The 21946-nt window shown below is 68.3% G+C and carries 23 protein-coding genes; 17 read left to right on the plus strand and 6 right to left on the minus strand.

Translation table 11 applies throughout. From position 1 onward, the window contains the following. Positions 1-2 precede the first annotated feature (2 nt). From L0C60_RS09090 to L0C60_RS09125, 8 genes are all read left to right on the plus strand, one after another. On the plus strand, positions 3-446 hold the full coding sequence (locus L0C60_RS09090) for a YqhA family protein (protein ID WP_234505251.1): 444 nt from the start codon (positions 3-5) through the stop codon (positions 444-446). Further along, complete coding sequence (locus L0C60_RS09095; RefSeq protein ID WP_234505247.1) at positions 446-1111, plus strand: hypothetical protein; 666 nt, start codon at positions 446-448, stop codon at positions 1109-1111. The genes L0C60_RS09090 and L0C60_RS09095 overlap by 1 nt, the downstream gene beginning before the upstream one ends. Before the next feature lie 9 nt (positions 1112-1120). After that, positions 1121-2239: an aminofutalosine synthase MqnE gene (gene mqnE, locus L0C60_RS09100; RefSeq protein ID WP_234505245.1), complete on the plus strand. Its 1119-nt coding sequence runs from the start codon at positions 1121-1123 to the stop codon at positions 2237-2239. Continuing rightward, entirely contained in the window at positions 2239-3051 is an 813-nt protein-coding gene (locus L0C60_RS09105; RefSeq protein ID WP_234505243.1) for a menaquinone biosynthetic enzyme MqnA/MqnD family protein, read from the plus strand. Before mqnE ends, L0C60_RS09105 begins: the two co-directional genes overlap by 1 nt. Positions 3052-3115: 64 nt before the next feature. Continuing rightward, a complete protein-coding gene (locus L0C60_RS09110; protein ID WP_234505241.1) occupies positions 3116-3652 on the plus strand; it encodes a YceI family protein in 537 nt (178 codons plus the stop codon). Continuing rightward, on the plus strand, positions 3652-4419 hold the full coding sequence (locus L0C60_RS09115; RefSeq protein WP_243092682.1) for a VOC family protein: 768 nt from the start codon (positions 3652-3654) through the stop codon (positions 4417-4419). The genes L0C60_RS09110 and L0C60_RS09115 overlap by 1 nt, the downstream gene beginning before the upstream one ends. A gap of 138 nt (positions 4420-4557) precedes the next feature. Further along, on the plus strand, positions 4558-5592 hold the full coding sequence (aroF, locus tag L0C60_RS09120) for a 3-deoxy-7-phosphoheptulonate synthase (protein WP_071677471.1): 1035 nt from the start codon (positions 4558-4560) through the stop codon (positions 5590-5592). Further along, positions 5589-6668 (plus strand): prephenate dehydrogenase, encoded by a 1080-nt coding sequence (locus tag L0C60_RS09125; protein WP_071677470.1) that lies wholly within the window; start codon positions 5589-5591, stop codon positions 6666-6668. The genes aroF and L0C60_RS09125 overlap by 4 nt, the downstream gene beginning before the upstream one ends. Here the strand turns inward: L0C60_RS09125 and L0C60_RS09130 are convergent. Genes L0C60_RS09130 through L0C60_RS09140 form a run of 3 tightly spaced genes read right to left on the minus strand, consistent with a single transcriptional unit; the run spans position 6653 to position 9491 of the window. Next, the gene (locus tag L0C60_RS09130) at positions 6653-7606 is read right to left on the minus strand and encodes a GGDEF domain-containing protein (protein WP_243092683.1); all 954 of its coding nucleotides are present in this window, start codon (positions 7604-7606) and stop codon (positions 6653-6655) included. The genes L0C60_RS09125 and L0C60_RS09130 overlap by 16 nt on opposite strands. A 46-nt stretch (positions 7607-7652) precedes the next feature. Further along, positions 7653-9002: an FAD-binding oxidoreductase gene (locus tag L0C60_RS09135; protein ID WP_243092684.1), complete on the minus strand. Its 1350-nt coding sequence runs from the start codon at positions 9000-9002 to the stop codon at positions 7653-7655. Between the two features lie 9 nt (positions 9003-9011). Further along, the gene (locus L0C60_RS09140) at positions 9012-9491 is read right to left on the minus strand and encodes a hypothetical protein (RefSeq protein ID WP_234505228.1); all 480 of its coding nucleotides are present in this window, start codon (positions 9489-9491) and stop codon (positions 9012-9014) included. 70 nt (positions 9492-9561) lie between these two features. Here L0C60_RS09140 and L0C60_RS09145 point away from each other — a divergent pair, with 70 nt between their 5' ends. Beyond that, positions 9562-10014 (plus strand): EVE domain-containing protein, encoded by a 453-nt coding sequence (locus tag L0C60_RS09145; protein ID WP_234505226.1) that lies wholly within the window; start codon positions 9562-9564, stop codon positions 10012-10014. Here the strand turns inward: L0C60_RS09145 and pilC are convergent. After that, positions 9989-11209 (minus strand): type IV pilus assembly protein PilC, encoded by a 1221-nt coding sequence (gene pilC / locus L0C60_RS09150; RefSeq protein ID WP_234505224.1) that lies wholly within the window; start codon positions 11207-11209, stop codon positions 9989-9991. The two genes, L0C60_RS09145 and pilC, sit on opposite strands and share 26 nt — an antisense overlap. On the opposite strand from pilC, the gene L0C60_RS09155 reads away from it, so the two are divergent. Together L0C60_RS09155 and scpB are read left to right on the plus strand one after the other, a co-directional pair. Beyond that, positions 11208-11801 (plus strand): L-threonylcarbamoyladenylate synthase, encoded by a 594-nt coding sequence (locus tag L0C60_RS09155; RefSeq protein WP_234505222.1) that lies wholly within the window; start codon positions 11208-11210, stop codon positions 11799-11801. The two genes, pilC and L0C60_RS09155, sit on opposite strands and share 2 nt — an antisense overlap. Next, entirely contained in the window at positions 11794-12315 is a 522-nt protein-coding gene (scpB, locus tag L0C60_RS09160) for an SMC-Scp complex subunit ScpB (protein ID WP_234505220.1), read from the plus strand. Before L0C60_RS09155 ends, scpB begins: the two co-directional genes overlap by 8 nt. Here scpB and L0C60_RS09165 read toward each other — a convergent pair. After that, entirely contained in the window at positions 12262-13338 is a 1077-nt protein-coding gene (locus L0C60_RS09165; protein WP_234505218.1) for a PIG-L deacetylase family protein, read from the minus strand. The genes scpB and L0C60_RS09165 overlap by 54 nt on opposite strands. A gap of 33 nt (positions 13339-13371) precedes the next feature. Here L0C60_RS09165 and L0C60_RS09170 point away from each other — a divergent pair, with 33 nt between their 5' ends. Then, complete coding sequence (locus tag L0C60_RS09170; RefSeq protein ID WP_234505216.1) at positions 13372-13995, plus strand: GNAT family N-acetyltransferase; 624 nt, start codon at positions 13372-13374, stop codon at positions 13993-13995. Here the strand turns inward: L0C60_RS09170 and L0C60_RS09175 are convergent. Next, positions 13992-14312, minus strand: coding sequence for a heavy metal-binding domain-containing protein (locus L0C60_RS09175; RefSeq protein ID WP_234505214.1), 321 nt, complete (start codon positions 14310-14312; stop codon positions 13992-13994). The two genes, L0C60_RS09170 and L0C60_RS09175, sit on opposite strands and share 4 nt — an antisense overlap. Before the next feature lie 17 nt (positions 14313-14329). Between L0C60_RS09175 and L0C60_RS09180 the strand changes: the two genes are divergently transcribed. From L0C60_RS09180 to dnaG, 5 genes are all read left to right on the plus strand, one after another. Next, positions 14330-16552 carry a DEAD/DEAH box helicase gene (locus L0C60_RS09180; protein ID WP_234505213.1) on the plus strand — a complete coding sequence of 741 codons (2223 nt, stop codon included), beginning with the start codon at positions 14330-14332 and terminating at the stop codon, positions 16550-16552. A gap of 106 nt (positions 16553-16658) precedes the next feature. Further along, entirely contained in the window at positions 16659-17132 is a 474-nt protein-coding gene (locus tag L0C60_RS09185) for a hypothetical protein (RefSeq protein ID WP_243092685.1), read from the plus strand. A gap of 51 nt (positions 17133-17183) precedes the next feature. Next, complete coding sequence (locus L0C60_RS09190; RefSeq protein ID WP_243092686.1) at positions 17184-17582, plus strand: hypothetical protein; 399 nt, start codon at positions 17184-17186, stop codon at positions 17580-17582. 2 nt (positions 17583-17584) lie between these two features. Then, positions 17585-20179, plus strand: a complete 2595-nt coding sequence (locus tag L0C60_RS09195; protein WP_234505205.1) for an adenylate/guanylate cyclase domain-containing protein — start codon at positions 17585-17587, stop codon at positions 20177-20179. Beyond that, positions 20158-21891: a DNA primase gene (gene dnaG / locus L0C60_RS09200; RefSeq protein ID WP_243092687.1), complete on the plus strand. Its 1734-nt coding sequence runs from the start codon at positions 20158-20160 to the stop codon at positions 21889-21891. Before L0C60_RS09195 ends, dnaG begins: the two co-directional genes overlap by 22 nt. Positions 21892-21946 lie beyond the last annotated feature (55 nt).

A 21946-nucleotide genomic window follows, 5' to 3' on the forward strand; every position in this document is an offset into this window, starting at 1 on the left:
CCATGCGCCTGGAAACCTTCGCCCACCTCATCCGCTGGGTCATGCTCCTGCCGGTGGCGGGGCTTCTCCTGGGGGCCTTCTACTTTGCCTGGAACGCTTTTACCGAAGCCCTAAAGGCCCTCTCCCACCCCCTCGAGGAGGCCCTTCCCGCCCTGGTGGGGGCGGTGGACCTGGCCCTTTTGGCCGCCGTCTTCCTCCTCTTCTCCCTGGGCCTTTTTGAGCTCTTCATCCGCCCCCTGGAGCTCCCCATGGGGAACATCCTGGCGGTGGAAAGCCTTTCGGACCTAAAGGCCAAGCTGGGCCAGGTCATCGTCATGATCCTGGTGGTGAAGTTCTTTGAGAAGGCGCTGGGCTTCAAGCCCAATAGCGCCCTGGACTTCCTCCTCTTCGCCGGAGGCGTGGCCCTCCTGGCGGGGGCGCTTTGGCTCGCCAAGGCCAAGGAGTAGTGCTGGTCTACCTGGACCAAAACCACGCAAGCCGCATGGCCAAGCACCTCCTGGGCCAACGGGGCCACGAGGCCTTCGGCCGGCTCTACGAGGCCCTAAAGGGGAGGGTTTTGGCCCCGCCGAGCCCCTTCCACGTCCTGGAAACCCTTTACCCGCAAAGGGGACCTAAGGAGAAGGCGGGCTACCTCCTCCCCGCCCTGCAGGCCCTCTTCGGCCAGCTCTCGGAGGGGTACTGGGTGCGCCCCTGGCAGGAGGTGGCCTGGCGGCAAAGGCGAGGGCTTTACCGGGAAGACCTCCTCTGGCGGGGGGGAAGCTGGGAGGTGCCGGCGGACCTCTCCCCCTTCCAGGGGCTTCCGGAAAGGCTAAGGGGGCTTCCTCCCCTCGAGGCCCTCCACACCGCCCGGGCGGAGATCCTCTCCCGCACGGGGCTAAAGGAGGTGCCCTTCGTCCGCCTCCTCGCCCAGCTCCTCGCCCGCATGGCCACGGACCCCACCCGCAAGCCCCGCCCTTCCGACCTCCTGGATGCGGTGATGGCGGCCACGGTCTACCCCTACGTGGACCTCCTCCTCACCGACCGCTACCTCCGGAACCTCCTCCCCGAAAGGAGCGTGGGGGGTAGGCGGAAAGAGGTGGAGGCCCTGGTCAGGCGCCTCCTTGGGGAGTAGACTGCCCCCGTGAAGGGGATTAAGGACCCCCGCCTCCTGCCCATCGCCGAGAAGGTGGAAGCCGGGGAAAGGCTCACCTTCGCCGAAGGCCTGGTCCTTTACGAAACCCAGGACCTCCCCACCCTCATGCGCCTCGCCAACCGGGTGCGGGAGAGGAAGCACGGCCACAAAACCTACTTCGTCCACTCCATCCGGGTCTCCCAGACCAACATCTGCTACGTGGGCTGCACCTTCTGCGCCTTCCAAAGGCGCTTTGGCGAGGAAGGGGCCTGGGACTGGGACGTGGAGGAGGTGGTGGCCTGGGTTAGGGCCCGCTACCAACCCGGCCTCACGGAAATCCACCTGACCGCCGGCCACCACCCCAAAAGGCCCTTCCAGTACTACCTGGACCTGGTGCGGGCCCTGAAGGAAAGCTTCCCCGGCGTCCAGGTGAAGGCCTGGACGGCGGCGGAGATCCACCACTTCTCCAAGATCGCCCGCCTGCCCTACCGGGAGGTGCTCCAAGCCCTGAAGGAGGCGGGCCTGGACGCCATGCCGGGGGGTGGGGCGGAGATCTTCGCCGAGAGGGTGCGGAAGCGGATCGCCCGGGCCAAGGTGAGCGCCGAGGGCTGGCTGGAAATCCACCGCACCGCCCACGAGCTTGGCATCCCCACCAACGCCACCATGCTCTACGGGCACATAGAAACCCTGGAGGAGCGCCTGGACCACATGGACCGCCTGCGGCGCCTCCAGGACGAAACGGGGGGGTTCATGAGCTTCATCCCCCTGGCCTTCCAGCCCGACGGGAACCAGCTCGCCCGGGAGCTGGGCAAGCGGGAGTTCACCACGGGCCTGGACGACCTCCGGAACCTGGCGGTGGCCCGGCTCTACCTGGACAACATCCCCCACATCAAGGGGTACTGGGCCACCCTCACCCCCGAGCTCGCCCAGGTGTCCCTGGACTGGGGCGTCACCGATATAGACGGCACCCTCATTGAGGAGCGCATCGTGCACATGGCGGGAAGCCCCACCCCGGAAGGGCTTTCCAAGCGGGAGCTCGCCCGCATCATCCTGGCGGCGGGGAGGATCCCCGTGGAGCGGGACGCCCTTTACCGGGAGGTGCGCGTCTGGGACCAGGTGGAGGCCTGATGGCCTACGTCCTGGGGGTGCCCCTTTACGCCAACACCGCCCCCCTTTACCGCTTCCTGGAAGCGGACGGGTTTGCCCTCCGCCACGGGGTGCCGGCGGAGCTGAACCGCATGGTGCTCTCGGGGGAGGTGGGGCTTTCCCTGGTTTCCAGCTACTTCTACCTGAAGCACCAAGACGCCCTGGGCCTCCTTCCCGACTTCTCCGTGGCGGTGCTGGGCCGGGTGTACTCCGTGAACCTCTTCCACAAGGTGCCCCTAAAGGCCCTAAAGCGCATCGCCCTCACCACGGAAAGCGCCACCAGCGTAGAACTCCTCAAGCTCCTCCTCCGGGAAAAGGGGCTGAACCCCGCCTACGCCCAGGCGACTGGGGGCTTGGAGCTCCTGGAAGACCACGACGGCGTCCTCCTCATCGGGGACCGGGCCATAAAGGCCTACGCTGGCCTCCTAAAGGAACTCCCCGAAACCCCCCACGCCCTCCCCACCCGCTTTGGGGAGGTGGAGGTGATGGACCTCTCGGCCCTCTGGTTCCAAAGGACCCGCCTTCCCTTCGTCTTCGCCGTATGGGCCTACCGCAAGGAAAACCCTCCCCCCAAAGCCCTGGTCCAGGCCCTCAGGCGGGCTAGGCGGGAGGGATTGGGCCGGCTTAAGGAGGTGGCGGAGGCGGAGGGAAAGCGGCTTGGCGTGGACCCGGCTCTCCTCCAGCACTACCTCTGGAACTTCCGCTACCACCTGGAGGAGCCGGACCGCCTGGGCCTAGAGGCCTTCGCCGAGGCCTTAGGGCTTCCCTTCCGGCCTTCGTACTATCCGGGATAGCGCTTGACCTCTTATAGCGCTTTAGATATTATCCTCTTGGGCCGAAGGCCCAAAGGAGGCCCGTATGCGTTGGAAACTAGACCCCACCCACACCAGCGTGGAGTTCGCCGTGCGGCATATGATGATCGCCACGGTCAAGGGCACCCTCAACCTCAAGGAGGGATACGTGGAGACGGACGAAAGCGGCAAGCCCCTCCGGGTGGAGGCCCGCCTGGACGCCAAGAGCATCCACACCGGGGTGGCGGACCGGGACAACCACCTGCGCTCCCCGGACTTTTTGGACGTGGAAAACCACCCCGAGATCGTCTTCCGAAGCGAGCGCATCACCCCCTTGGGGGAAGGGCGCTACCGGGTGGAAGGGGAGGTGACCATCCGCGGCGTGACCCGGCCCCTCGCCTTTGAGGTGGAAACCCATGGCCCCGCCAAGGACCCCTGGGGCAACGAGCGCATGGCCGCCCACTTTGAGGGGAAGCTGAACCGCAAGGACTTCGGCCTCACCTGGAACGTGCCCCTGGAGATGGGCGGGGTGCTGGTGGGGGAAGAGGTGCGCTTTAGCGTGGACACCGAGGCGGTGAAGGAAAAGGAAGCGGTGGCCGGGTAATGCCCTTTCCCAGGCGGCTCCTCTCCTTGGCCCTAAGGGTGCGGGACCTGGGGGCCGCCTTGGGGTTTTACCGGGACCTTCTGGGCCTAAAGGTGGAGGCGGACCCACCCCGCTACCGCCTCTTCCCCGAGGGAAGGGGGTTTTGCCTAGAGCTTATCCACGACCCCGAGGCGCCCCTAAGGCCCTACCCCTCCCTGGGGCTATACCACTTCGCCCTCCTCCTCCCGGACCGCAAGGCCCTGGCCGGGGTTTTCCGGAGGCTCCTCGAGGCGGGGGCCCACTTTGAAGGGGCGGCGGACCACGGGGTTTCCGAGGCCCTCTACTTCCGCGACCCCGAGGGAAACGGCCTGGAGCTCTACCGGGACCGCCCCCAAGGGGAGTGGCCCAAGGGGCCCCTCATGTTCACCCTGCCCCTCAACCTGGAAAGGCTCCTGGCGGAAAACCCCAAGGCCACCCCCCTGCCCCCGGAAACCCTCCTCGGCCACCTCCACCTGCACGTGGAAGGCCTCGAGGGGGCGGAGGCCTTCTTCGCCGGGAGGCTCGGCATGGCGGTCACCTTGCGCACCTACCCCGGGGCCCTCTTCTTCGCCTGGGATGGGTACCACCACCACCTGGGGACGAACACCTGGGCGGGAAAGCGCCAAGCCCCGGAAGGGGCCACGGGGCTTCTCGCCTACACCCTCCTGGACCCCTTTGGGCGGGAGGAAACCCTCTTGGACCCCGTGGGGGCGCGGGTGCGCTTGACAGGCCGAGGGGATGCCCCCTAGACTTGGGGGCAATATGCGGAGGCTAGGGCGCTACTTCGGCTTTTATTATCCCGCCGGGGGCGCCCTGCGGTCCGCATAGGTTTTCACCGCAACCGGGCGCCCCCAAAAGGGGGCGCCCAAGGTTTTTGGGAGGGGAGCATGCTCATCGTGATGAAGCGGGGACACACGGAAGCGGAGCTGGCAGAGGTGGTGCGGGAGATTGAAAAGGTGGGCTACCGGCCCCACGTCTCCCGCGGGGTGGAGACCACCCTGGTGGGGGCCATCGGGCGGGGCCCGACGCCGGAGCTTATGGAGCATTTCCGAGCGCTCCCTGGCGTGGCGGAGGTCATCCCCATCTCCAAGCCTTGGAAGCTGGCGAGCCTCGAGGTCCAGCCCTTCCCCACCGTCCTGGAGTTCCCCACGGGGAAAACGGGGGGCGGGCACGTCCTGGTGGCGGCGGGCCCCTGCGGGGTGGAGTCCCGGGAACAGACCCTGAGGGCGGCCCGCTACGTGAAGGCCCACGGGGCAGGAATGCTCCGGGGTGGGGCCTTCAAGCCCCGCACGAGCCCCTACGCCTTCCAGGGCCTTGGGGTGGAAGGGCTGAAGATCCTGGCCGAGGCCCGCAAGGAAACGGGCCTCCCCGTGGTCACGGAGGTCCTTTCCCCGGAGCAGGTGGAACTCGTGGCGGAGTATGCCGACGCCTTCCAGATCGGGGCCCGCAACGCCCAGAACTTCCCCCTCCTCCAGGCGGTGGGGGAGGCGAGGAAGCCCGTCCTCCTCAAGCGGGGCATGAGCATGACCCTGGAGGAGTTCTTGATGAGCGCGGAGTACATTCTCTCCCGGGGGAACATGCAGGTCATCTTGGTGGAGCGGGGCATCCGCACCTTTGAGAAGGCCACCCGCTTCACCCTGGACGTCTCTGCCGTGCCCGTCCTCAAGAGCTGGACCCACCTCCCCGTCTGGGTGGACCCCTCCCACCCGGCGGGCAAGCGGGGATGGGTCATCCCCCTGGCCCTGGCGGGCCTCGCCGCCGGGGCGGACGGCCTCATCGTGGAGACCCACCCCGAGCCGGAAAAGGCCCTTTCCGACGCGGCCCAGCAGCTTCACGAGCACGAGTTCGCCGAGCTCATGGCCAAGGTGCGCCGCCTGGTGGCGGCCCTGGACAAGACCCTTTCCGCCCCCACCCCGGCATGAACCCCCTCTTCGGCAAGGTGGGCATCTTCGGCGTGGGCCTCCTGGGGGGAAGTGTGGCCTTAGGGCTTAAGGAGCGCTTCCTCGCCCAGGAGGTGCACGCCTACGACCAAGACCCCCTGGCCCTGGAAAAGGCCCTCTTCCTGGGGGTGGCGGACCGGGTGCATGCGGAGCTGGGGCCTTGGGTAGGGGAGCTTTCCCTGGGCATCCTCGCCGCCCCCGTGGGGGCCCTGCCCACCCTCGCCGAGGCCCTAGGCCCCTTGGCCCATCCCGAAAGCCTCTGGACGGACGTGGGGAGCGTGAAGGGCAAGGTGGTGGCCCAGCTGGAGGGGTTTCTTCCCCACTACCTGGGCGGCCACCCCATGGCGGGCAGCGAGCGGGCCGGGGTAGAAAACGCCCACGCCGGGCTTTTGCAAAACGCCGTCTGGGTCCTCACCCCCACGGCCCACACGAGCCCCAAGGCCCGGGAGGGCATCCGGCACCTGGTGGAGGCCCTAGGGGCTTACCCCTTGGAAATACCTCCCCTCCTCCACGACCAGCTGGTGGCCCGCATCTCCCACCTTCCCTACCTCCTGGCCGTGGCCTTAAACCGCATGGTGGCGCAAAGCCCCCACAAGGAGCTCCTCATGTTCCTGGCCGCCGGGGGTTTCCGCGACCTCACCCGGGTGGCCTCGGGAAGCCCCAGGATGAGCCGGGACATGGTGGTGGAGAACAAGGAGGCCTTGAAGGAGGCCATAGAGGAGCTAAGGGCGGTGCTTTGGGAACTGGAAGGCCTTCTAGACGAACCTGAGGCCCTTCTAGGGGTAGCGGAAGAGGCCAAGCGCACCCGGGATAGCCTCCCCATCGTGCGGCGAAGCCTCCTCCCCGAGATGTACGACCTGGTGGTCCAGGTGCCGGACCGCCCCGGGGAGATCGCCCGCATCGCCACCGCCTTGGGAGAGGCGGGGGTGAACATCAAGGACATAGAGGTCCTCACCATCCGGGAGGCGGCGGGGGCCTTGCGCCTCTCCTTCGCCACCCGGGAGGAGCGGGAGGAGGCCAGGCGGGTCCTAACCCAGGCGGGCTACCGGCTTCCCTGATCCTCCGTGTACCGGACCACCCGGTCCTTCCCTGTCCGCTTGGCCCGGTAAAGGGCCTCGTCCGCCCTTCGGTAGAGCTCCCCTAGGTCCCCCCGGTAGGTGGCCACGCCGAAGCTGGCCGTGGTGCCCAAGGCCCTGAGGCCCTCCCGAAGCCGCTCCGCCAGGCGGGTGGCCTGGAGGGGGTCTGTCTCCGGCAGGAGGATGGCGAACTCCTCTCCCCCAAAACGCCCCACCAGGTCGCCCCGGCGCACGTGGGCCACCAGGTAACGGGCCACCTCCTTAAGGAGCCGGTCCCCCTCGGGGTGGCCCTTCTCGTCGTTCACCCGCTTGAAGTCGTCCAGGTCCAAGAGGACGAGGCTAAAGGGCTTAGCCCCCCGCTCCACCCGGGCCATCTCCCGCTCCAGGGCCATCTCCAAGGCCCGGCGGTTGGGAAGCCCCGTGAGGGGGCAGGTGAGGGCCTGCTCCCGCCAGAAACGCGCCCGGCCGTAGAGCTCCCGAAAGCGGGCAAGAAGGAGGGTAAGGGCCAGGAGGACGGGCTGGCTCAGGGCAAAGTGGGCGTAGTAAGGGCGTTCCCATCCCCAAAGGAGGGGCGCAAGGAGGAGAAGCCCTCCCCAAAAGCCCGAGGCCGCCAGGGCCCAGGGCACGGGGTAGGCAAGGGCAGCCAGAAGGTAGAGGGCCGAGGACCAGAACCCCACCACCCACCCCTCCCCCTGGGCCCGCCAAAGCTCAAAGAGGAGGTAGGCCCCAAGCCCGTGGACCAGGAACCTGGGAGCCCGCTTCGGCCCTCGGGTTAGGGCGAAGAGGAAAAGGAGGGCGAAGGCGCCATAGACCCACCAAAGCCCCGGGGCCTTGGGCGGGTAGAAGTAGAGCTGGAGGCCGATGCCCACGGGAAGGCCGAGCCAAGCGGCCAGGTAGAGGAGGCGGCCCAAGCGGTCCATGTAACCACTTTTGTCCAAAATGTGTGAAAATTGTGTGCAAAAAACCTCAGGGGAGGAGCTTGCCCGGGTTGAAAAGCCCCCCAGGGTCCAGGGCCGCCTTCACCTGGCGGAAGGCCTCGAGGGTCTCCCCATCCACCGCCTCCGCCATGAACTTCCGCTTCATGAGGCCAATCCCGTGCTCCCCGGAAAGCACCCCCCCGTGCCGCAGGGCCACCCGGGCGATCTCGTGGGCGAGCTCCCATACCCTCTCCTCGCTCTCCCGCCTGGGGTCAAAGAGGATGTTGGGGTGGAGGTTCCCGTCCCCGATGTGCCCGAACTGCACCACGATGAGGCCATACGCCTCCCCCAAGGCCCGGATCTCCCGCACCACCTCCGGCAGGGCGGAGCGGGGCACGGCGATGTCCTCGTTCACCCGCTTGGGCCGGATCCGCCCCAAGGCCGGGCTCACCGCCCGCCGGGCCCGCCAAAGGGCCTCGGCCTCTTGCTCGTCCTGGGCCTTTCGGACCTCTGCCCCATGGGCCTTGGCGGTTTCCTCCAGGAGGGAAAGCTCCTCCTGGACGAGCTCGGCCTCGTCCCCGTCCGTTTCCACCAGGAGGAGGGCGTGCCCCCGGGGTAGGCCCATGCCCAGGTAGTCCTCCACGGCGTCCACGCAAGCCGGGTCCAAAAACTCCAGCCTCGCCGGCACCGCCCCCAGGGCAACGGCCCGGGAAACCGCCTCCGCCAAGGCCTCCACCTCGGGGAAAGCCGCCATGAGGGTGGCCCGGTGCTGGGGAATGGGCACAAGCCGCACCCGGGCCCCGGTGATGAGGCCCAAGGTGCCCTCGGCCCCCACCAGGAGGCCAGGGAGGTCATAGGCCTTCCTTTCCAGGAGGTGGGCCTCCCCAAAGGCGTCCACGAACTCCAGGGCCAAAAGGTAATCCCCCGTGACCCCATACTTGAAGCAAAGGGGCCCCCCAGCGTTCTCCCCCAGGTTGCCCCCCAGGGTGCTGGTGCGGTAGGAGGCGGGGTCGGGGGGGTAAAAGAGCCCAAAAGGCCTCGCCGCCTCGGAAAGCCGGGCCGTGGTCACCCCGGGCTCGGCCCAGGCGGTGCGGGTCGCGGGGTCCAGGGCCAGGCGGTCCATGCGGGTGAAGGCCACCACGATGGCCTCCCCCAGGGGCACCGAGCCCCCGGAGAGCCCGCTTCCCGCCCCCCGGGGCACGAGGGGTAGCCCATACCTGCGGGCGAGGCGCACCAGGGCCTGCACCTCCTCCCGGGTCCTGGGCAGGGCCACCGCCAAGGGCTCCTCCCCCACCAGGATGGCGTCGTAGCGGTAGACCTCCTTCTCCGGCCGGGAAAGGAGGGCCCTTTTGCCCAAAAGCCGCCTAAGCTCCTCCCTCGCCGCCTCCAAGACCCCCATGCCCTAAGGCTACCAAGCGGGGTCGCAGAAGGCCGAGGCGTCCGGATAGACGGGGTTTCCCGCCACAAAGGGCCCGGCAAGCCCCCCGGTGAAGCCGCGCAACCAAAGCCGCCGGGGAGGCAGGTTGGGCTCCACGCCAATCCCCTGGGGCGCCACGGCCCCTTGGGGGGAGGTGGCGGAAACCGCCTGGATGACCCCTTCCGGCGTCACCTCCACGAAGCCCCGGACAAGCCCCCCGTAGATGGGGCCTCTAAGGGTCGCCCGCTCCTCGGGCCGGGCGTTTTCGGGGTGGACCCCTTCGGGAAGCCAGTAGAACTCCAGCCTGTCCAGCCTGCCCTCCAGGTAGAAGCGATAGTCCAGGCGGGTGTTGGCATAGGCGCAGTAGGTGGACTGCGTCCTAAGGTCCGAGATCCGGTGGCCCGGGTAGACCACCTCCAGGGTCAGGGAACAAGCCGCCAAGAAGGGGAGAAAGAGGAGAAGCGTCCGCATATTCCCATCCTCTCCCCTCCCCCCCTTTCCCTGCTTTGCCCAGGCTAAAGGGGGCTTTAGACTGGGCGGCATGGCCTACTGGCTTTTGAAGTCCGAGCCCGAGGTGTATAGCATAGAGGACCTCAGGCGGGAAGGGCAGGCCATCTGGGACGGGGTGCGGAACTACCAGGCCCGGAACTTCCTTCTAAGGATGCAACCGGGGGACCTCTGCTTCTTCTACCACTCGGGCGCCAACCCCCCGGGGATCGCCGGGCTCTGCCGGGTGGTGCGCACGGGGATCCCCGACCCCACGCAGTTTGACCCCCGTAGCCCCTACCACGACCCCAAGGCCACCCCGGAGCGGCCCCGTTGGTACACGGTGGAGGTGGCCTTCCTCGAGGCCTGGCCCCTCATTCCCTTGGCCGAGCTCAAGGCCTGCTTCCCCCCCGACCACCCCCTCGTGAAAAAGGGGAACCGGCTTTCCGTGATGCCGGTCCCCCCGGAGGTGGCAGCGAGGCTTATTGCGCGGAGAGGGTGCCGATGATCTTGAAAAGCGGCAGGAACATCCCGGCCACGATCATGCCCACGATCACGCCCAGGAAGATGATCATGAGGGGCTCAATGGCCGCGGTGAGGCTCGCCACCGTCTCGTCCACCTCCCGCTCGTAGAAGTCCGCCAGCTTGTTGAGCATGGTGTCCAAGGCTCCCGTCTCCTCGCCGATGGCCACCATGGAGCTCACCATGGGGGGGAAGATGAAGGGGTGCTGGGCCAGGGTGAGGTTCAAGGGGTCGCCCTGCTGGATCCTCTGCTTGGCCGCCTCCACGATCTCCTCCACCACCACGTTCCCCGCCGTACCCTTGGTGATGTCCAAAGACTCCACGATGTTCACCCCGCTCCCCAGAAGGAGGGCCAGGGTGCGGGAGAAGCGGGCCACGGCCGTCTTGCGGTTCAGGCTACCGAAGACAGGGATGCGGAGCTTGATCCGGTCAATGACCTTCCGCCCCTGCGGGGTGCTGTAGTACCAGCGGTAGACGAAGAAGAGGACCACCGCCAGAAGGAGGAGGGGCAGGGTGGCCGCCCGAAGCAGGTTGGAAACGGCGATGAGGAAGCGGGTAAGGAGGGGAAGCTCCGAGCCCAGGTCCGTGAGGATCTGGGCGAACTGGGGCACGATGCCCGTGAGGAGGAAGTAGGCCACGCCCACGGCGAAGACGAAGACGATGACCGGGTAGGTCATGGCGCTTCTGATCTTGCCCCTTAGCTCCAGCTCCTTCTCCAAGAAGGTGGCGAGGCGGTCCAGGATCACGTCCAAGCCCCCCGAGGTCTCCCCCGCCCGCACCAGGTTCACGTAAAGCCGGGAGAAGAGCTTGTGCTTGGCTAAGGCCTCGGAAAAAGCCATGCCGCCTTCAATGTCCGCCCGCACCTGCTTGAGGATTTCCCGGAACTTCTTGTTTTCCGTCTGCCTTTCCAGGATGGCCAGGGACTGGAGGAGGGTGAGGCCTGCCCCCAGCATGGTGGCGAGCTGCCGGGAGAAGATGGCCAGGTCCTTTAGCCCCGGCCCCCGCTCCAAAGCGGGAAGCCGCACCTCGGCCCTAAGCCCCTTTCCCGGCTCCTTGATTTCGGCCACGAAAAGGCCCCGGTCGCGGAGGAGCCGGGCGGCGGTGCGCAGGTCCTCGGCCTCAATGGTGGCCTCCACCAGGCGGCCCTGCCGGTCGCGGGCCTTATACTGGTAGACTGGCATGGCAGAAGTATACCAAAGGGAACTGGAGGAAGCGGCCCGCACCCTAAGGGAGGGTGGGCTTGTGGCCTTCCCCACGGACACGGTCTTCGGGGTCCTCGCCCGCATGGAGGACGAGGCTGCCTGCCGCCGCATCTACGAGGTCAAGGGGCGGCCGGAGGAAAAGCCCTTACAGGTCCTGGTGGCGGACCTGGAAAGCGCCCTAAAGCTCGCCGAGCTAGGCCCCCTCGAGGCCAAGTTCCTGCGCCTGGCGGAGGCCTTCTGGCCCGGGGGGCTCACCGTGGTGGTGCCCGGGAAAAACATCCCCCCCTGGATCAGCAAGGACGGCTCCGTGGGCCTAAGGATGCCGGCCCACGAGGTCCTGCGGGCGCTTCTCCGCCAGGTTGGGGGCTACACCGCCGCCACCAGCCTGAACCGGAGCGGGGAAGCGCCGGTGCGCACGGCGGAGGAGGCGAAGGCCTTCGCCGTGGACTACATCTTCCCCGGGGAGGCGGGAGGGCTTGCCTCCAGCGTGGTGGACCTGCGCACGGGGGAGGTCCTAAGGGAAGGGGCCATCCCCAAGGAGGCCCTTCTCCCCTACCTCAGGGATGCTTAGCCTGAAGGCGGAAATCCTCGCCGTCCTCTTCGCCGCGGGCAGGCCCGTGGGCCTCAAGGAGCTTCGCGCCCTGGGCCACCCGGAGGAAGGGATCCTTCGGGCCCTCAAGGCCTTGGAGGCCGACCTGGCGGAGGGCCACCTGGGGGTGGCCCTGGAGCGGGTGGCCGGGGGATGGCGGCTCGTGGTGCACGAGAAGGCGCTTCCCGCCGTGGAGAAGGTGCTTAAGCCGAGCCCCCCCAGGCTCTCCCGGGCGGCCCTGGAGGTCCTCGCCCTCATCGCCTACCACCAGCCCGTGGCCCGGGCGGAACTGGAGGCCATGCGGGGCAAAAGCGTGGAGGGCGTCCTGGAAAGCCTCCTGGAAAGGGGGCTAATCCGGGTGGTGGGGGAGAAGGAGGCCCCGGGCCGGCCCAAGCTCTACGGCACCACGGAGCGCTTCCTGGAGGTCTTCGGCCTGGAGAGCCTAGAGGACCTCCCGCCCCTCGAGGACGGCCCACCCCTCCTCCTCCGCGGCTAAGGCTTCCTTGGCGGGGATGGGCAAGGGGCTAAAGAGCTCGTTCTGGCGCACGAAGGCCAGGAGAAACCGCCCCAAAAGGCGCATCTGGCTCCGGTGGGCCCGGATGGCCCTCTCCTTCAGGCGCACCTCCGCTTCCGTGAGGGGAAAGCGCCGCCAGGGAAGCCCCCTTCCCCTAGGCGGCGGGTAGAGGGGAAGCCGGGGGTGGAGGCCCTTGGGCAGGGGGTACTGGTACCCCCCGTGGATCACGTAGTACTCCAAAAGCCCCTCCATCCCCAAGGCCGCCGCCGCCTGCATGCCGAAGTAGGCGGTGGCCTGGTGGTCCCGGTGGGCGTCCAGGGGGCTTGGCAGGAGGATGCGGCTTGGCCTAAGCGCCCGCAAGAGCTCCAGCAAGACCCCCTCCAGGGCCTTTCCCGTATAGGGGAGCCCGGGGCGGTAACACCCGGGGTAGGCCACGGCCTTTAGGCCGGTGTAGGGGCTTTCCCAGGGCAGGTAGTAGTGGGTGGTGAAGAGGGCGAAAAGCCCCTGGTCGGGAAAGCCCAGAAAGATGGCGCTTTCCCGCGGAAGCCCCAGGGCCTCGAGGCCCCGCCAGGCCTCCACCATGCGCCTTAAGGCCAAGCGGCGCATGGCTTCCTGGGAGGGCAAGGGGCTACCCGCCGCCAGGTCAAAGGCGTCCCCCGAGGTGAGGTAGACCACCGTGACCCGCCCGCCCCGGAGGGCCACCCGGCGCATGCGCCCCGCCGCCGCCAACACCTCGTCGTCGGGATGGGGGGCGAGGACGAGGAGGTGCTCCTCCCCCGGCTCCTCCGCCACGGGAAGCCCCCGGGTCCTCAAGGAGGCGAAAAAAGCGTGGTAGTAGGCGAAGAGGAAGCGCCCGTTGATGAAGGCCCAAACCCCCAAGGCCGCCAGGAGGACCGCCACCCGTTCCGCCCAAACGAGCCCCAGCCAAAGCCTCAGGGCCTCCGCCAGGGCGAAATAGGCGAGGAGAAGAAGGAGAAGCCACTGCCACGGGGCCAGACGGCGCACGAGGGGCATTCTACCCGGGGGTAGACTGGAACCGTGCCCAAGGTGCGGCGGGCCACGCCCCAAGACCTCCCCGCCATCGCCCGCATCTCCCACCAAACCCTCCTTCTGGGCAGGGAGGGCAGGCAGGTCTTCCCCAGCGAGACCCTTTGGGGGGAGCTCTTCGTGGCCCCTTACCTCAGGCGGGGGTGTTGCAACCTGGTGGCCGAGGAAGGGGGGGAGGTGGTGGGCTATATCCTCGGGGCCTGCTCCGATCGGGCGCTCCTCCTTGACCTCCTCCCCCGGCTACCCCTTCTCCTCCTCAGGCTCCTCCTCGGCCGCTACGGCCCCACCCTGCCCCACCTCCGCTACCTCCTCCGCCTCCTCCTTTTCCCAGGCCCGAAGGCCCCCAAGGACCGCTACCCCGCCCACCTGCATATCTCCGTGCGCCCCGAGGCCCAGGGCCACGGGGCGGGCCGGGCCCTCCTCGCCGCCTTCTTGGACTGCCTCAAGGAAAAAGGGGTGCCCGGGGTGCAGCTTTCCACCACCCGCGCCAACCAAGCCGCCCGCAAGCTCTACCGGAGCCTAGGCTTCCGCCTCTACGCCAAGCGGGCCACCCCCTTCTGGGCCCCCTACCACGGCCACCCCGTGATCCACGAGGTCTGGGTGAGGCAGCTTTAGGCAAGGCGCACAGCGGTGCCGCTTACGGTGACCATGAGCATGGAGTTGCCCTGGCCCAGGACCTCGTAGTCCACGTCTATGCCCACCACGGCGTCCGCCCCAAGCCGCCTGGCCGCCTCCGCCAGCTCCGCTAAAGCGATCTCCCGCGCCCGTTTGAGCTCGGCCTCGTAGGCCCCGCTCCGGCCGCCCACGATGTCCCGGATCTGGGCGAAAAGGTCCCGGAAAAGGTTGGCGCCCACGATGGCCTCGCCGAAAACCACGCCCAAGTAGGCCTCAATCCGGTGCCCTTCCACGTCTGGGGTAGTGGTGAGGATCATGGGCCCATAATAAGGGGGTGCTGCCCGAAGCCCTCAGGGGGTGGGAGAGCTACCGGGAGTGGCTCGAGGCCGACCCCGAGTTCCAGGGGCGCATCGTCTTCGCCCGCCTCCTTCCCCGAAGACCCCCGGAAAGGGTGGCGCCCCAGGGGCCCTTCGCTGGGGTCTTGGAAGCCTTGGGGCTCATGCCCTTCCGCCACCAGCAGGAAGCCTTGGACCTGGTGGCGGCGGGCCGAAACCTGGTCATGGCCTACTCCACCGCCGCCGGCAAGAGCCTCGTCTTCCAAATCCCCGTGCTCAAGGCCGCCCTAGAAGGGGAAACGAGCCTCCTCCTCTTCCCCACCAAGGCCCTAGCCCACGACCAGCTCCGGCGCCTTAGGGCCATGGCGGAGGCCCTGGGGGCAAAAGGGGTCTACCCCTACGACGGGGACACCCCGGGAAGCACCCGGAAACGGGCGCGGGAAGAAGGCCAGGTCCTCCTCTCCAACCCCGATATGCTCCACTTCGGCCTCCTGCCCCGGCACGGGGAGTGGGCCCCCTTCCTTGCCCGCCTCCGCTACATCGTCCTGGACGAACTCCACGCCTACCGGGGGGTTTTCGGCACCCACGTGGCCCTGGTCCTCTTCCGCCTCCTCCGCCTCGCCCGCCACTACGGGGCGAACCCCCAGGTCATCGCCGCCAGCGCCACCATCGGCAACGCCCGGGAACATGCGGAAAACCTCACGGGCCTTCCCTTCGCCGAACTCAAGGAGGAGGTGGCCCGTTCGGAAAGGGAACTCCTGGTCCTCCTGCCCAAGCCCCTAGACCGCAAAGGGGAAAGGCGGCGAAGCCCCCTCCTCGAGGCCGCCTACCTGGCCCGGGCCCTGGCGGAAGGGGGGCTTAGGGCCCTGGTTTTCGCCAACGCCCGCAAAAGCGCCGAGCTCATCGCCCGCTACGCCGCCCACCCCGGGGTCAGGCCCTACCGGGCGGGCTACACCGCCCGGGAAAGGCGGAAGCTGGAGGAGGCCCTGAAGGAGGGGGCGGTGCGGGTCCTGGTGAGTACCAGCGCCCTGGAGCTCGGGGTGGACATCGGGGAGCTGGACGCCGTGGTCCTGGTGGGCTACCCCGGCTCGGTTTCCGCCTTCTGGCAGCGGGCAGGGCGGGCGGGGCGGGGGGAGCGGCGGGCCCTGGTGGTCTACATCCCCCGGGAAGACCCCCTGGACGAGTACTTCCTCCACCGCCCCGAGCTCCTCCTGGAAACCCCCCCCGAGATGGCGGTGGCCGACCCCAAGAACCCCGTCCTCTGCCCCCTGCACCTCCACGCCGCCGCCTGGGAGATGCCCCTTTCGCGGGAGGAGGTGCTTTGCCGGGAGGCCCTGGCGGAACTCCAGGAGAAGGAGGGCCGCTTTTACACCCAAAGGAGGCGGCCCCACCGGGCGCTCTCCTTGAGGGGCCTTGGGGCCACCTTCACCCTGAGGGGCCCAGAAGGGGAGGTGCTGGGCTACCTGGACGAGCGCCAGGCCTACTGGGAAGCCCACCCCGGGGCCATCTACCTCCACGGGGGGGAAAGCTACCTGGTGCGGAACGTGGACCCCTCGAGACGGGAAATCTGGCTCCTCCCCGCCCTGGAGGACTACTACACCGAGCCCCGGGCGGAAACGGACCTGGAGGTCCTCACCGGGGAGCCCGTAGGCCAGGGGGTCTGGGTGGGGAAGGTGGTCATCCGGGAACGGGTGGTGGGTTACGTGAAGAAGCGCTTCTTCACGGGAAGCGTCCTGGAGGAGGTGCCCTTGGAGCTTCCCGAGGTCTCCTTCCCCACGGAGGCCCTTTGGTTCCACCCCCCGGAGGCGGTGCCCCCCCACCAGATCCCCGGGGGGATCCACGCCCTGGAGCACGCCATGATCGGCCTCCTGCCCCTTTTCGTCCTGGCGGAACGGCAGGACATCGGGGGGCTCTCCTACCCCTTCTACCCCAGGCCCCTCCCTTCCGGCGCCGGCCCCACCGTCTTCATCTACGACGGCTACCCCGGCGGGGTGGGCTACGCCCGGGCCGCCGCCCGCCGCTTTCCCGAGTGGGTACGGGCCACCCTGGAACTCCTCAAGCGTTGCCCCTGCGAGGAGGGCTGCCCCCGGTGCGTCCTCTCCCCCAAGTGCGGGAACGGCAACCAGTACCTGGACAAGAAGGCGGCCCTCCACCTGGCCCAGGCCCTGGCCTGGCGGCAAGCGTGGGACCTTGACAGGGCTCCTGGGCGAACTCTAAACTAAAGCCATAAAGCGTTTAAGGTTGCTTTTTATACCGGGTATTCTCCTAGCGGGCCTCCTCAGCGCCTGCACCCAAGGGCCATCCCTGAGCGCCCAGGACGTGGAGGCCATGGTGAAGCCCCTGGCCCCCCTACTCGTACCAGCCACGCCCGAGCCCCAAGGAAGCTTAAGTCCCACGGGCATCACCCTGACCTCCACCAAGACCTGTCCTGCCGGGGGTAGCTTGGAGATCCGGCACACCCCCAACTGGAGCGATAGCGGCGTGAGCTTCTCGGGGAGCGTTCAAGGGGCGCAGTGCGCTTTCGCCGAACCCGAGCCGCTAGAATACCGCAACCTGTCCTTCACCTTCACCGGCTCGGCCCAGGGCTCGGGAAGCGGTGCCCTCTTCACCTACCAACACCAAGGCCAAAGCCAGGTGACCTTCCGGGGCCAGACCTATAACCTGCGGCTTTCCCTTGGCATCCGGGTCCAGGCCGAGTACCAAAACGGCTTCGCCCTGGTCTACAACCTGTCCGGAACCGTTTGGGTGAACGGGCAGGCCTACCCCGTGGAGGAGCGCTTCAGCTTGACCTACACTCCCTAACCCCACCTAAGCGGCTTCCCAAGGGCCCTCCGGGGCCCTTAAACTCTTCTCATGGCCCCGGTGGAGGAAAGCCCCGAAACCTTCTTCGCCCGCTTCCAGGCGTACGCTGTCCAGGCCTACCTCTTTCCCGAGCCCTGGGGGAGCCCCCTCCTCGAGGCCCTCGTGGAGGGCACCATCGTCTACGCCTTTGACCGGGGTGCCCCCCCCGCCCCCGCTGGGCCCGCCCGCATCCTCCTCCACGGGGTGGTGGCGGAGGCCAAGCCCCTAGAAGGAGCCCCCTTCCTAGAGCGCAGGAAGGACCGCTACCGCTTGGGCGGGGAGGCGGTGCCCCTGGGGGAGGGGTTTTACCTCCTCAAGGCCCCTCTCCCCGTGGTGGTCTACGCCGAGGTGCCCCTGCCCGCAAGGGCCGAGGTCCTCCTCCACCCCCCTTTGATGCTCTTCCGGGAGTAGCCGTGCGCTGCGAGTGCGGGCACAAAAACCCCCCCGAGGCCCGGTTCTGCATGGCCTGTGGCCGTGCCCTAGGAGCCATCCTGCCCGAGGAGCGGCGCTTTGTCAGCGTGGTCTTCTTTGACCTGGTGGACTCCAGTCGGGGCTTCCAAGAAGGCCTGGACTCCGCCTACGCGCGGCTACAGGGGGCCCTGGAAGGGGCCGCCCGGGCCGCCCGGGCTCGAGGAGGCTTCGTCCACCGCTTCCTGGGGGACGGGATTTTGGTCCTCTTTGGGGCACCGCGGGCCAGGGGCCTGGAGCCCTGGCGGGCCTTGGAGGCCGCCCTGGACATGGTGAAGGCTTCCCCCTTTCCCGCCCGGGCCGGGGTGGCGAGCGGGGAGGTGCTCTGGGCCCCTTTGGGAAGCGGCCAAGCGGGGGAGCCCACGGCGGTGGGAAGCCCCGTGGTCCTGGCGGAGCGGCTTTCCAAACTGGCCGCCCCGGGGGAGGTCCTGGCGGACGCCACCACCCTGGCCCTGGCCCAGGGGGCCCGGGCGGAGTTCTTGGGCCACCGGGAGGCCCGGGGCCTGGGGGAGGTGCCGGTACACCGGGTACAGCGGGTGGAAATCGCCCTGGACCCCGAGGGACTGCGCCTCCTCCAGGAGGTGCGCCGCGCCCTGGCCCACCCCCCCGCCCGGCTCAACCTGGTGGGCCCCCCGGGAAGCGGCAAAAGCCTTCTTATAGAGAAGCTTTTGCAAAACCCTCCCTTTCCCGTGGCGCTCCTGGAGCGCATGGGCCCGGAAACCCCCTTGCGGGCAAGCCTCCGCCAGGCGGTGGAAGCCGCCTTGGGCGACCCCGATGCCCTCCTGGCCAAGGCGGGCCTCCCCGCCCCCCTCGCCCTGGCCTTCCGCTATAGCCTGGGCCTCCAGGGCCGCCCCCCTTGGCCCCGCGAGGACCTGGAGGCGGCCATCCTCGAGGCCTGGAAGCGGCTTTTGGCCAGCTTGGAAAGGCCCCTCCTCGTGGTCCTCAAGGACCTCCACACCCCCGACCGCACCCTGGAGCGCTTCCTCCAAGGCGAGCTTCCCGAAAACCTCCTCCTCCTGGTGGAAAGCCGCCTTCCCCTCTTCGCCCCTAGCCTGGCCCTAAAGGGGAGGAAAGCGCCTCCCCTCCTCGCCCTCCAGCCCGCCCTGGACGCCCTGCCCCCGGGGGAGAGGCGGGCCCTTTTGGCCTACGGGGTCTTGGGGGAGGCCCCAGAAGCCTTGGTGAAGGAACTGGTGGGCCCCTTCTCCAAGGAGAGGCTCCTCCGGGAGGGCCTGTTGGAAGGGGAAAGCCCTTTGGCGGGGGTGCGGGAAGCCGCCCTGGCCCTGGTCCCCGAGGCCACGGCCAGGGCCTGGCACGGGGAGGCCGCCCGCTTTCACCTGGAAGCGCAGAACCTACCCCAGGCCGCTTTCCACCTGGCCCAGGCCGGGAAAGCCCTGGAAGCCGCCCAAATCCTCCGCTCCCTGGCCCAGTCCGCCTGGCGGGAAGGCCGCCCCGAAAGGGCCATCCCCCACTACCAGAAGGCCCTCCAAGTGGCCCCCCCGTCTTGGAAGGCGGTGTTGGCCCAAGAGCTTCAGGATGCCCGCGCCTCCTTGGGCCAAGGGGAGGAGGCCCGGGAAGGCCCCAGGTCCCAAGACCCCATCCTCCAAGCCTTCCGGGAAGCCAAGGACCCCCTAGACCTCCTCCCCCTCCTCCCCGGGCTCAAGCCCTACCCCTTGGAGGAAGCCCAGGCCCGCCTCCTCCTGGCCGGGGCCCTTTGGCGCCGCTTCCAGCCCCAGCGGGCCCTGGAGGTTCTAAGCCCCTTCCACCCCGCCTTACCCCCACCGCTCCACCTTCACCGCCGAAGCCTCCGGGCAGGGCTCCTCATGGACCTGGGCCGCTACCGGGAGGCGGAAACCCTTTTGGCGGAAGGGGGGGAAGGGGACCTCGAGGCCCAGGTGCGCTTCCGGGCCACCCGGTTGCGCCTCCTTCTGGAAACGGGCCACCTGCCCCAGGCCCTTTCGGAGGGGGAGGCCTACTACCGGGAAGCCCCCCACCCCTGGCTCGCCGCCGCCCTCCTCACCGCCTGGACCCTTAGGGGCCACTTCCGCGAGGACCTTTTCCAGGAGGCCCTCAAGCACCCGGACGGCCGGGGCCTCGCCGCCTTGGCCCTGGCCCATCACCGCTGGCAAAAGGGCCTGGACCCCGTGCCCTTTTTCAAAGAGGCCCTGCGGGAAGCCCGCCGCCTCGCCAACCCCTACGTCCACCACCTGGCCCTCACCTCCTTGGCCCTATACCTCTGGCCCACGGCGCCGAGGAAGGCCCAGGCCCTCTCCCAGCACCTCCTCTACCAGACCCACCGCACGGGCTTCGCCGTCCACCACGAGGCGGCAAGGCTTTTAAGGGCCCAACTGCTCCTGGAAAGCGGGGAGCCGGTGGAGCACCTCCTGGGCTTTACCCCCTCGGTCCCCCTCACCCGGGCCTGGCAGGGCCTGCTCGCCGGCGAACCCCCGGGACGGGAACTCCGGGGATACGGTATCCTGGGGAGGTGGGTCCAACACCTCTGGGCTGAGCGGGGGAAGGTATGGACACGGCGCAAGCGGTAGAGGCCATCAAGCGCCGCCTCTCCTTAAAGGAGGTGGTGGGGCGTTACGTGGCCTTAAAGCCCGCAGGCCGGGGGCGCTGGAAGGGCCTTTGCCCCTTCCACCAGGAGAAGACCCCTTCCTTCTACGTGGACGAGGAAAAGGGCCTCTTCCACTGCTTCGGCTGCAAGGCGGGCGGGGACCTGTTCGCCTTCGTGGAGCGCATAGAGGGCCTGGACTTCCCCCAAGCCCTAGAGCGCCTGGCGGAGGAGGCCGGGGTGGAGCTTCCCAAAAAGCCCGGCGCCCCGCAAAACCGCAAGGAGCTTCTGGAGGTATTGCGCCTGGCCCAGGCCTACTTCCAGGAAGGCCTCGCCGCCTCGGAGGAGGCCAAGGGCTACCTCCAAAACCGGGGCCTCACCGAGGAAAGCGTGGCCCGCTTTGGCCTGGGCTATGCCCCGGCCAAGGCCGATGGCCTTCTCACCCACCTCGTGCGCCACGGGGTGAGCCCGGAAGAGGGCGTAAAGGCTGGGGTGCTGGCGGAGAAGGACGGGCGCTTCTTTGACCGCTTCCGGCACCGCATCACCTTCCCCATCAAGGACCACCTGGGCCGCATCGTGGCCTTCACGGGAAGGGCCTTGGGGGAGGAAACCCCCAAGTACCTGAACTCCCCGGAAACCCCCCTTTTTCGCAAGCGGGAGGTCCTCTTCGCCTACCCCGAGGCCAGGGCCAGGCTCCGGGAGGGGCGGGCCATCGTGGTGGAGGGGCTTTTTGACGCCATCGCCCTGCACCAGATGGGCTTTGGCGAAACCGTGGCCGTGCTGGGCGCAGGCCTTTCCGAGGAACAGGCCAGGCTTTTGAAAAGCCAAGAGGTGCGGGAGGTCTACCTGGCCTTTGACGCCGACGAGGCGGGGCAGAAGGCCGCCTTGCAAAGCCTAGACCTGGAGATGGCCCGGCAGTTTCTCTTCTACGCCGTGCGCCTGCCCGTCAAAGACCCCGGGGAGCTCCTCAAGCGGGAAGATGGCCCCGCCCTTTTCCAAAGGGCCCTCGAGGAGGCGCTCCCCGAGGTGGAGTTCCGCTTCCAGGAAACCGCCAAGGGCCTAGACCTTTCCCGGCCCGAGCACAAGCGGAAGGTCCTCGAGGCCCTCACCCCCAGGATGCTCTCCCCCGAGCCCTTTGACCCCGTGGCGGAGCGGCTAAAGGCCTTGGTGGTGGAAAGGCTCGGCCTTTCCCCAAGGCAACTGGAGGAGTACCTGGCAAGCCGCAAACGGGGCCGGCCCGCCCCGCCCCCACCCCCCAAGGCCGAGCCCAAGGACCGGGCCCTCCTTTTAGAGCTGGACGTCATGGCCCTTCTCCTCTCCCTGCCCGAGGAGCGTTTCTCGGGTTGGGTTCTCTACGTTTCCGACCACGTCTGGCCCCCTGAGGGCTCCCTCCTCGCCGAGTTCCTGGACCTAGCCCGGCGGGAGCCCCGGCGGGACTACCTAAGGCAGGTGCTAAGCCGCAAGGAGGCGGGAGGGCTTTTCCTGGAAAAGCTCATGATGGCCCCGCCCCTGGAAGAGCCCCGCTTCCCCGAGATCATGGAAAAGACCCTGGCCCGCCTGCGGGAAGCCTACTACCTGGAAAGGCGGGCCAAGCTCAAGGCCCTTTTAGCCCAGGAACCCCGGCTGGAGCTCCTCAAGGAAATCCAGGAGCTGGACCAGGCCATAGAGGCGGAGCGGCGCATCTACCGGGGGCTTTAGCGTAACCCAAGTTGCTACCTATCCCCTGGATCTGAAAAAATAGTGGCCGCTATGC

Source organism: Thermus hydrothermalis, assembly GCF_022760925.1.
In the GTDB taxonomy this organism is placed as follows: Bacteria; Deinococcota; Deinococci; order Deinococcales; family Thermaceae; genus Thermus; species Thermus hydrothermalis.

Coding starts and splice junctions, on each gene's coding strand:
- L0C60_RS09190 (WP_243092686.1), top strand. CDS start 17,184: ATGGCCCCGGTGGAGGAAAGCCCCGAAACCTTCTTCGCCCGCTTCCAG.
- L0C60_RS09090 (WP_234505251.1), top strand. CDS start 3: ATGCGCCTGGAAACCTTCGCCCACCTCATCCGCTGGGTCATGCTCCTG.
- L0C60_RS09175 (WP_234505214.1), bottom strand. CDS start 14,312: ATGATCCTCACCACTACCCCAGACGTGGAAGGGCACCGGATTGAGGCC.
- L0C60_RS09185 (WP_243092685.1), top strand. CDS start 16,659: ATGGTGAAGCCCCTGGCCCCCCTACTCGTACCAGCCACGCCCGAGCCC.
- pilC (WP_234505224.1), bottom strand. CDS start 11,209: ATGCCAGTCTACCAGTATAAGGCCCGCGACCGGCAGGGCCGCCTGGTG.
- L0C60_RS09155 (WP_234505222.1), top strand. CDS start 11,208: ATGGCAGAAGTATACCAAAGGGAACTGGAGGAAGCGGCCCGCACCCTA.
- L0C60_RS09135 (WP_243092684.1), bottom strand. CDS start 9,002: ATGGGGGTCTTGGAGGCGGCGAGGGAGGAGCTTAGGCGGCTTTTGGGC.
- L0C60_RS09130 (WP_243092683.1), bottom strand. CDS start 7,606: ATGGACCGCTTGGGCCGCCTCCTCTACCTGGCCGCTTGGCTCGGCCTT.
- L0C60_RS09115 (WP_243092682.1), top strand. CDS start 3,652: ATGCCCTTTCCCAGGCGGCTCCTCTCCTTGGCCCTAAGGGTGCGGGAC.
- aroF (WP_071677471.1), top strand. CDS start 4,558: ATGCTCATCGTGATGAAGCGGGGACACACGGAAGCGGAGCTGGCAGAG.
- L0C60_RS09125 (WP_071677470.1), top strand. CDS start 5,589: ATGAACCCCCTCTTCGGCAAGGTGGGCATCTTCGGCGTGGGCCTCCTG.
- L0C60_RS09140 (WP_234505228.1), bottom strand. CDS start 9,491: ATGCGGACGCTTCTCCTCTTTCTCCCCTTCTTGGCGGCTTGTTCCCTG.
- scpB (WP_234505220.1), top strand. CDS start 11,794: ATGCTTAGCCTGAAGGCGGAAATCCTCGCCGTCCTCTTCGCCGCGGGC.
- L0C60_RS09110 (WP_234505241.1), top strand. CDS start 3,116: ATGCGTTGGAAACTAGACCCCACCCACACCAGCGTGGAGTTCGCCGTG.
- L0C60_RS09145 (WP_234505226.1), top strand. CDS start 9,562: ATGGCCTACTGGCTTTTGAAGTCCGAGCCCGAGGTGTATAGCATAGAG.
- dnaG (WP_243092687.1), top strand. CDS start 20,158: ATGGACACGGCGCAAGCGGTAGAGGCCATCAAGCGCCGCCTCTCCTTA.
- L0C60_RS09105 (WP_234505243.1), top strand. CDS start 2,239: ATGGCCTACGTCCTGGGGGTGCCCCTTTACGCCAACACCGCCCCCCTT.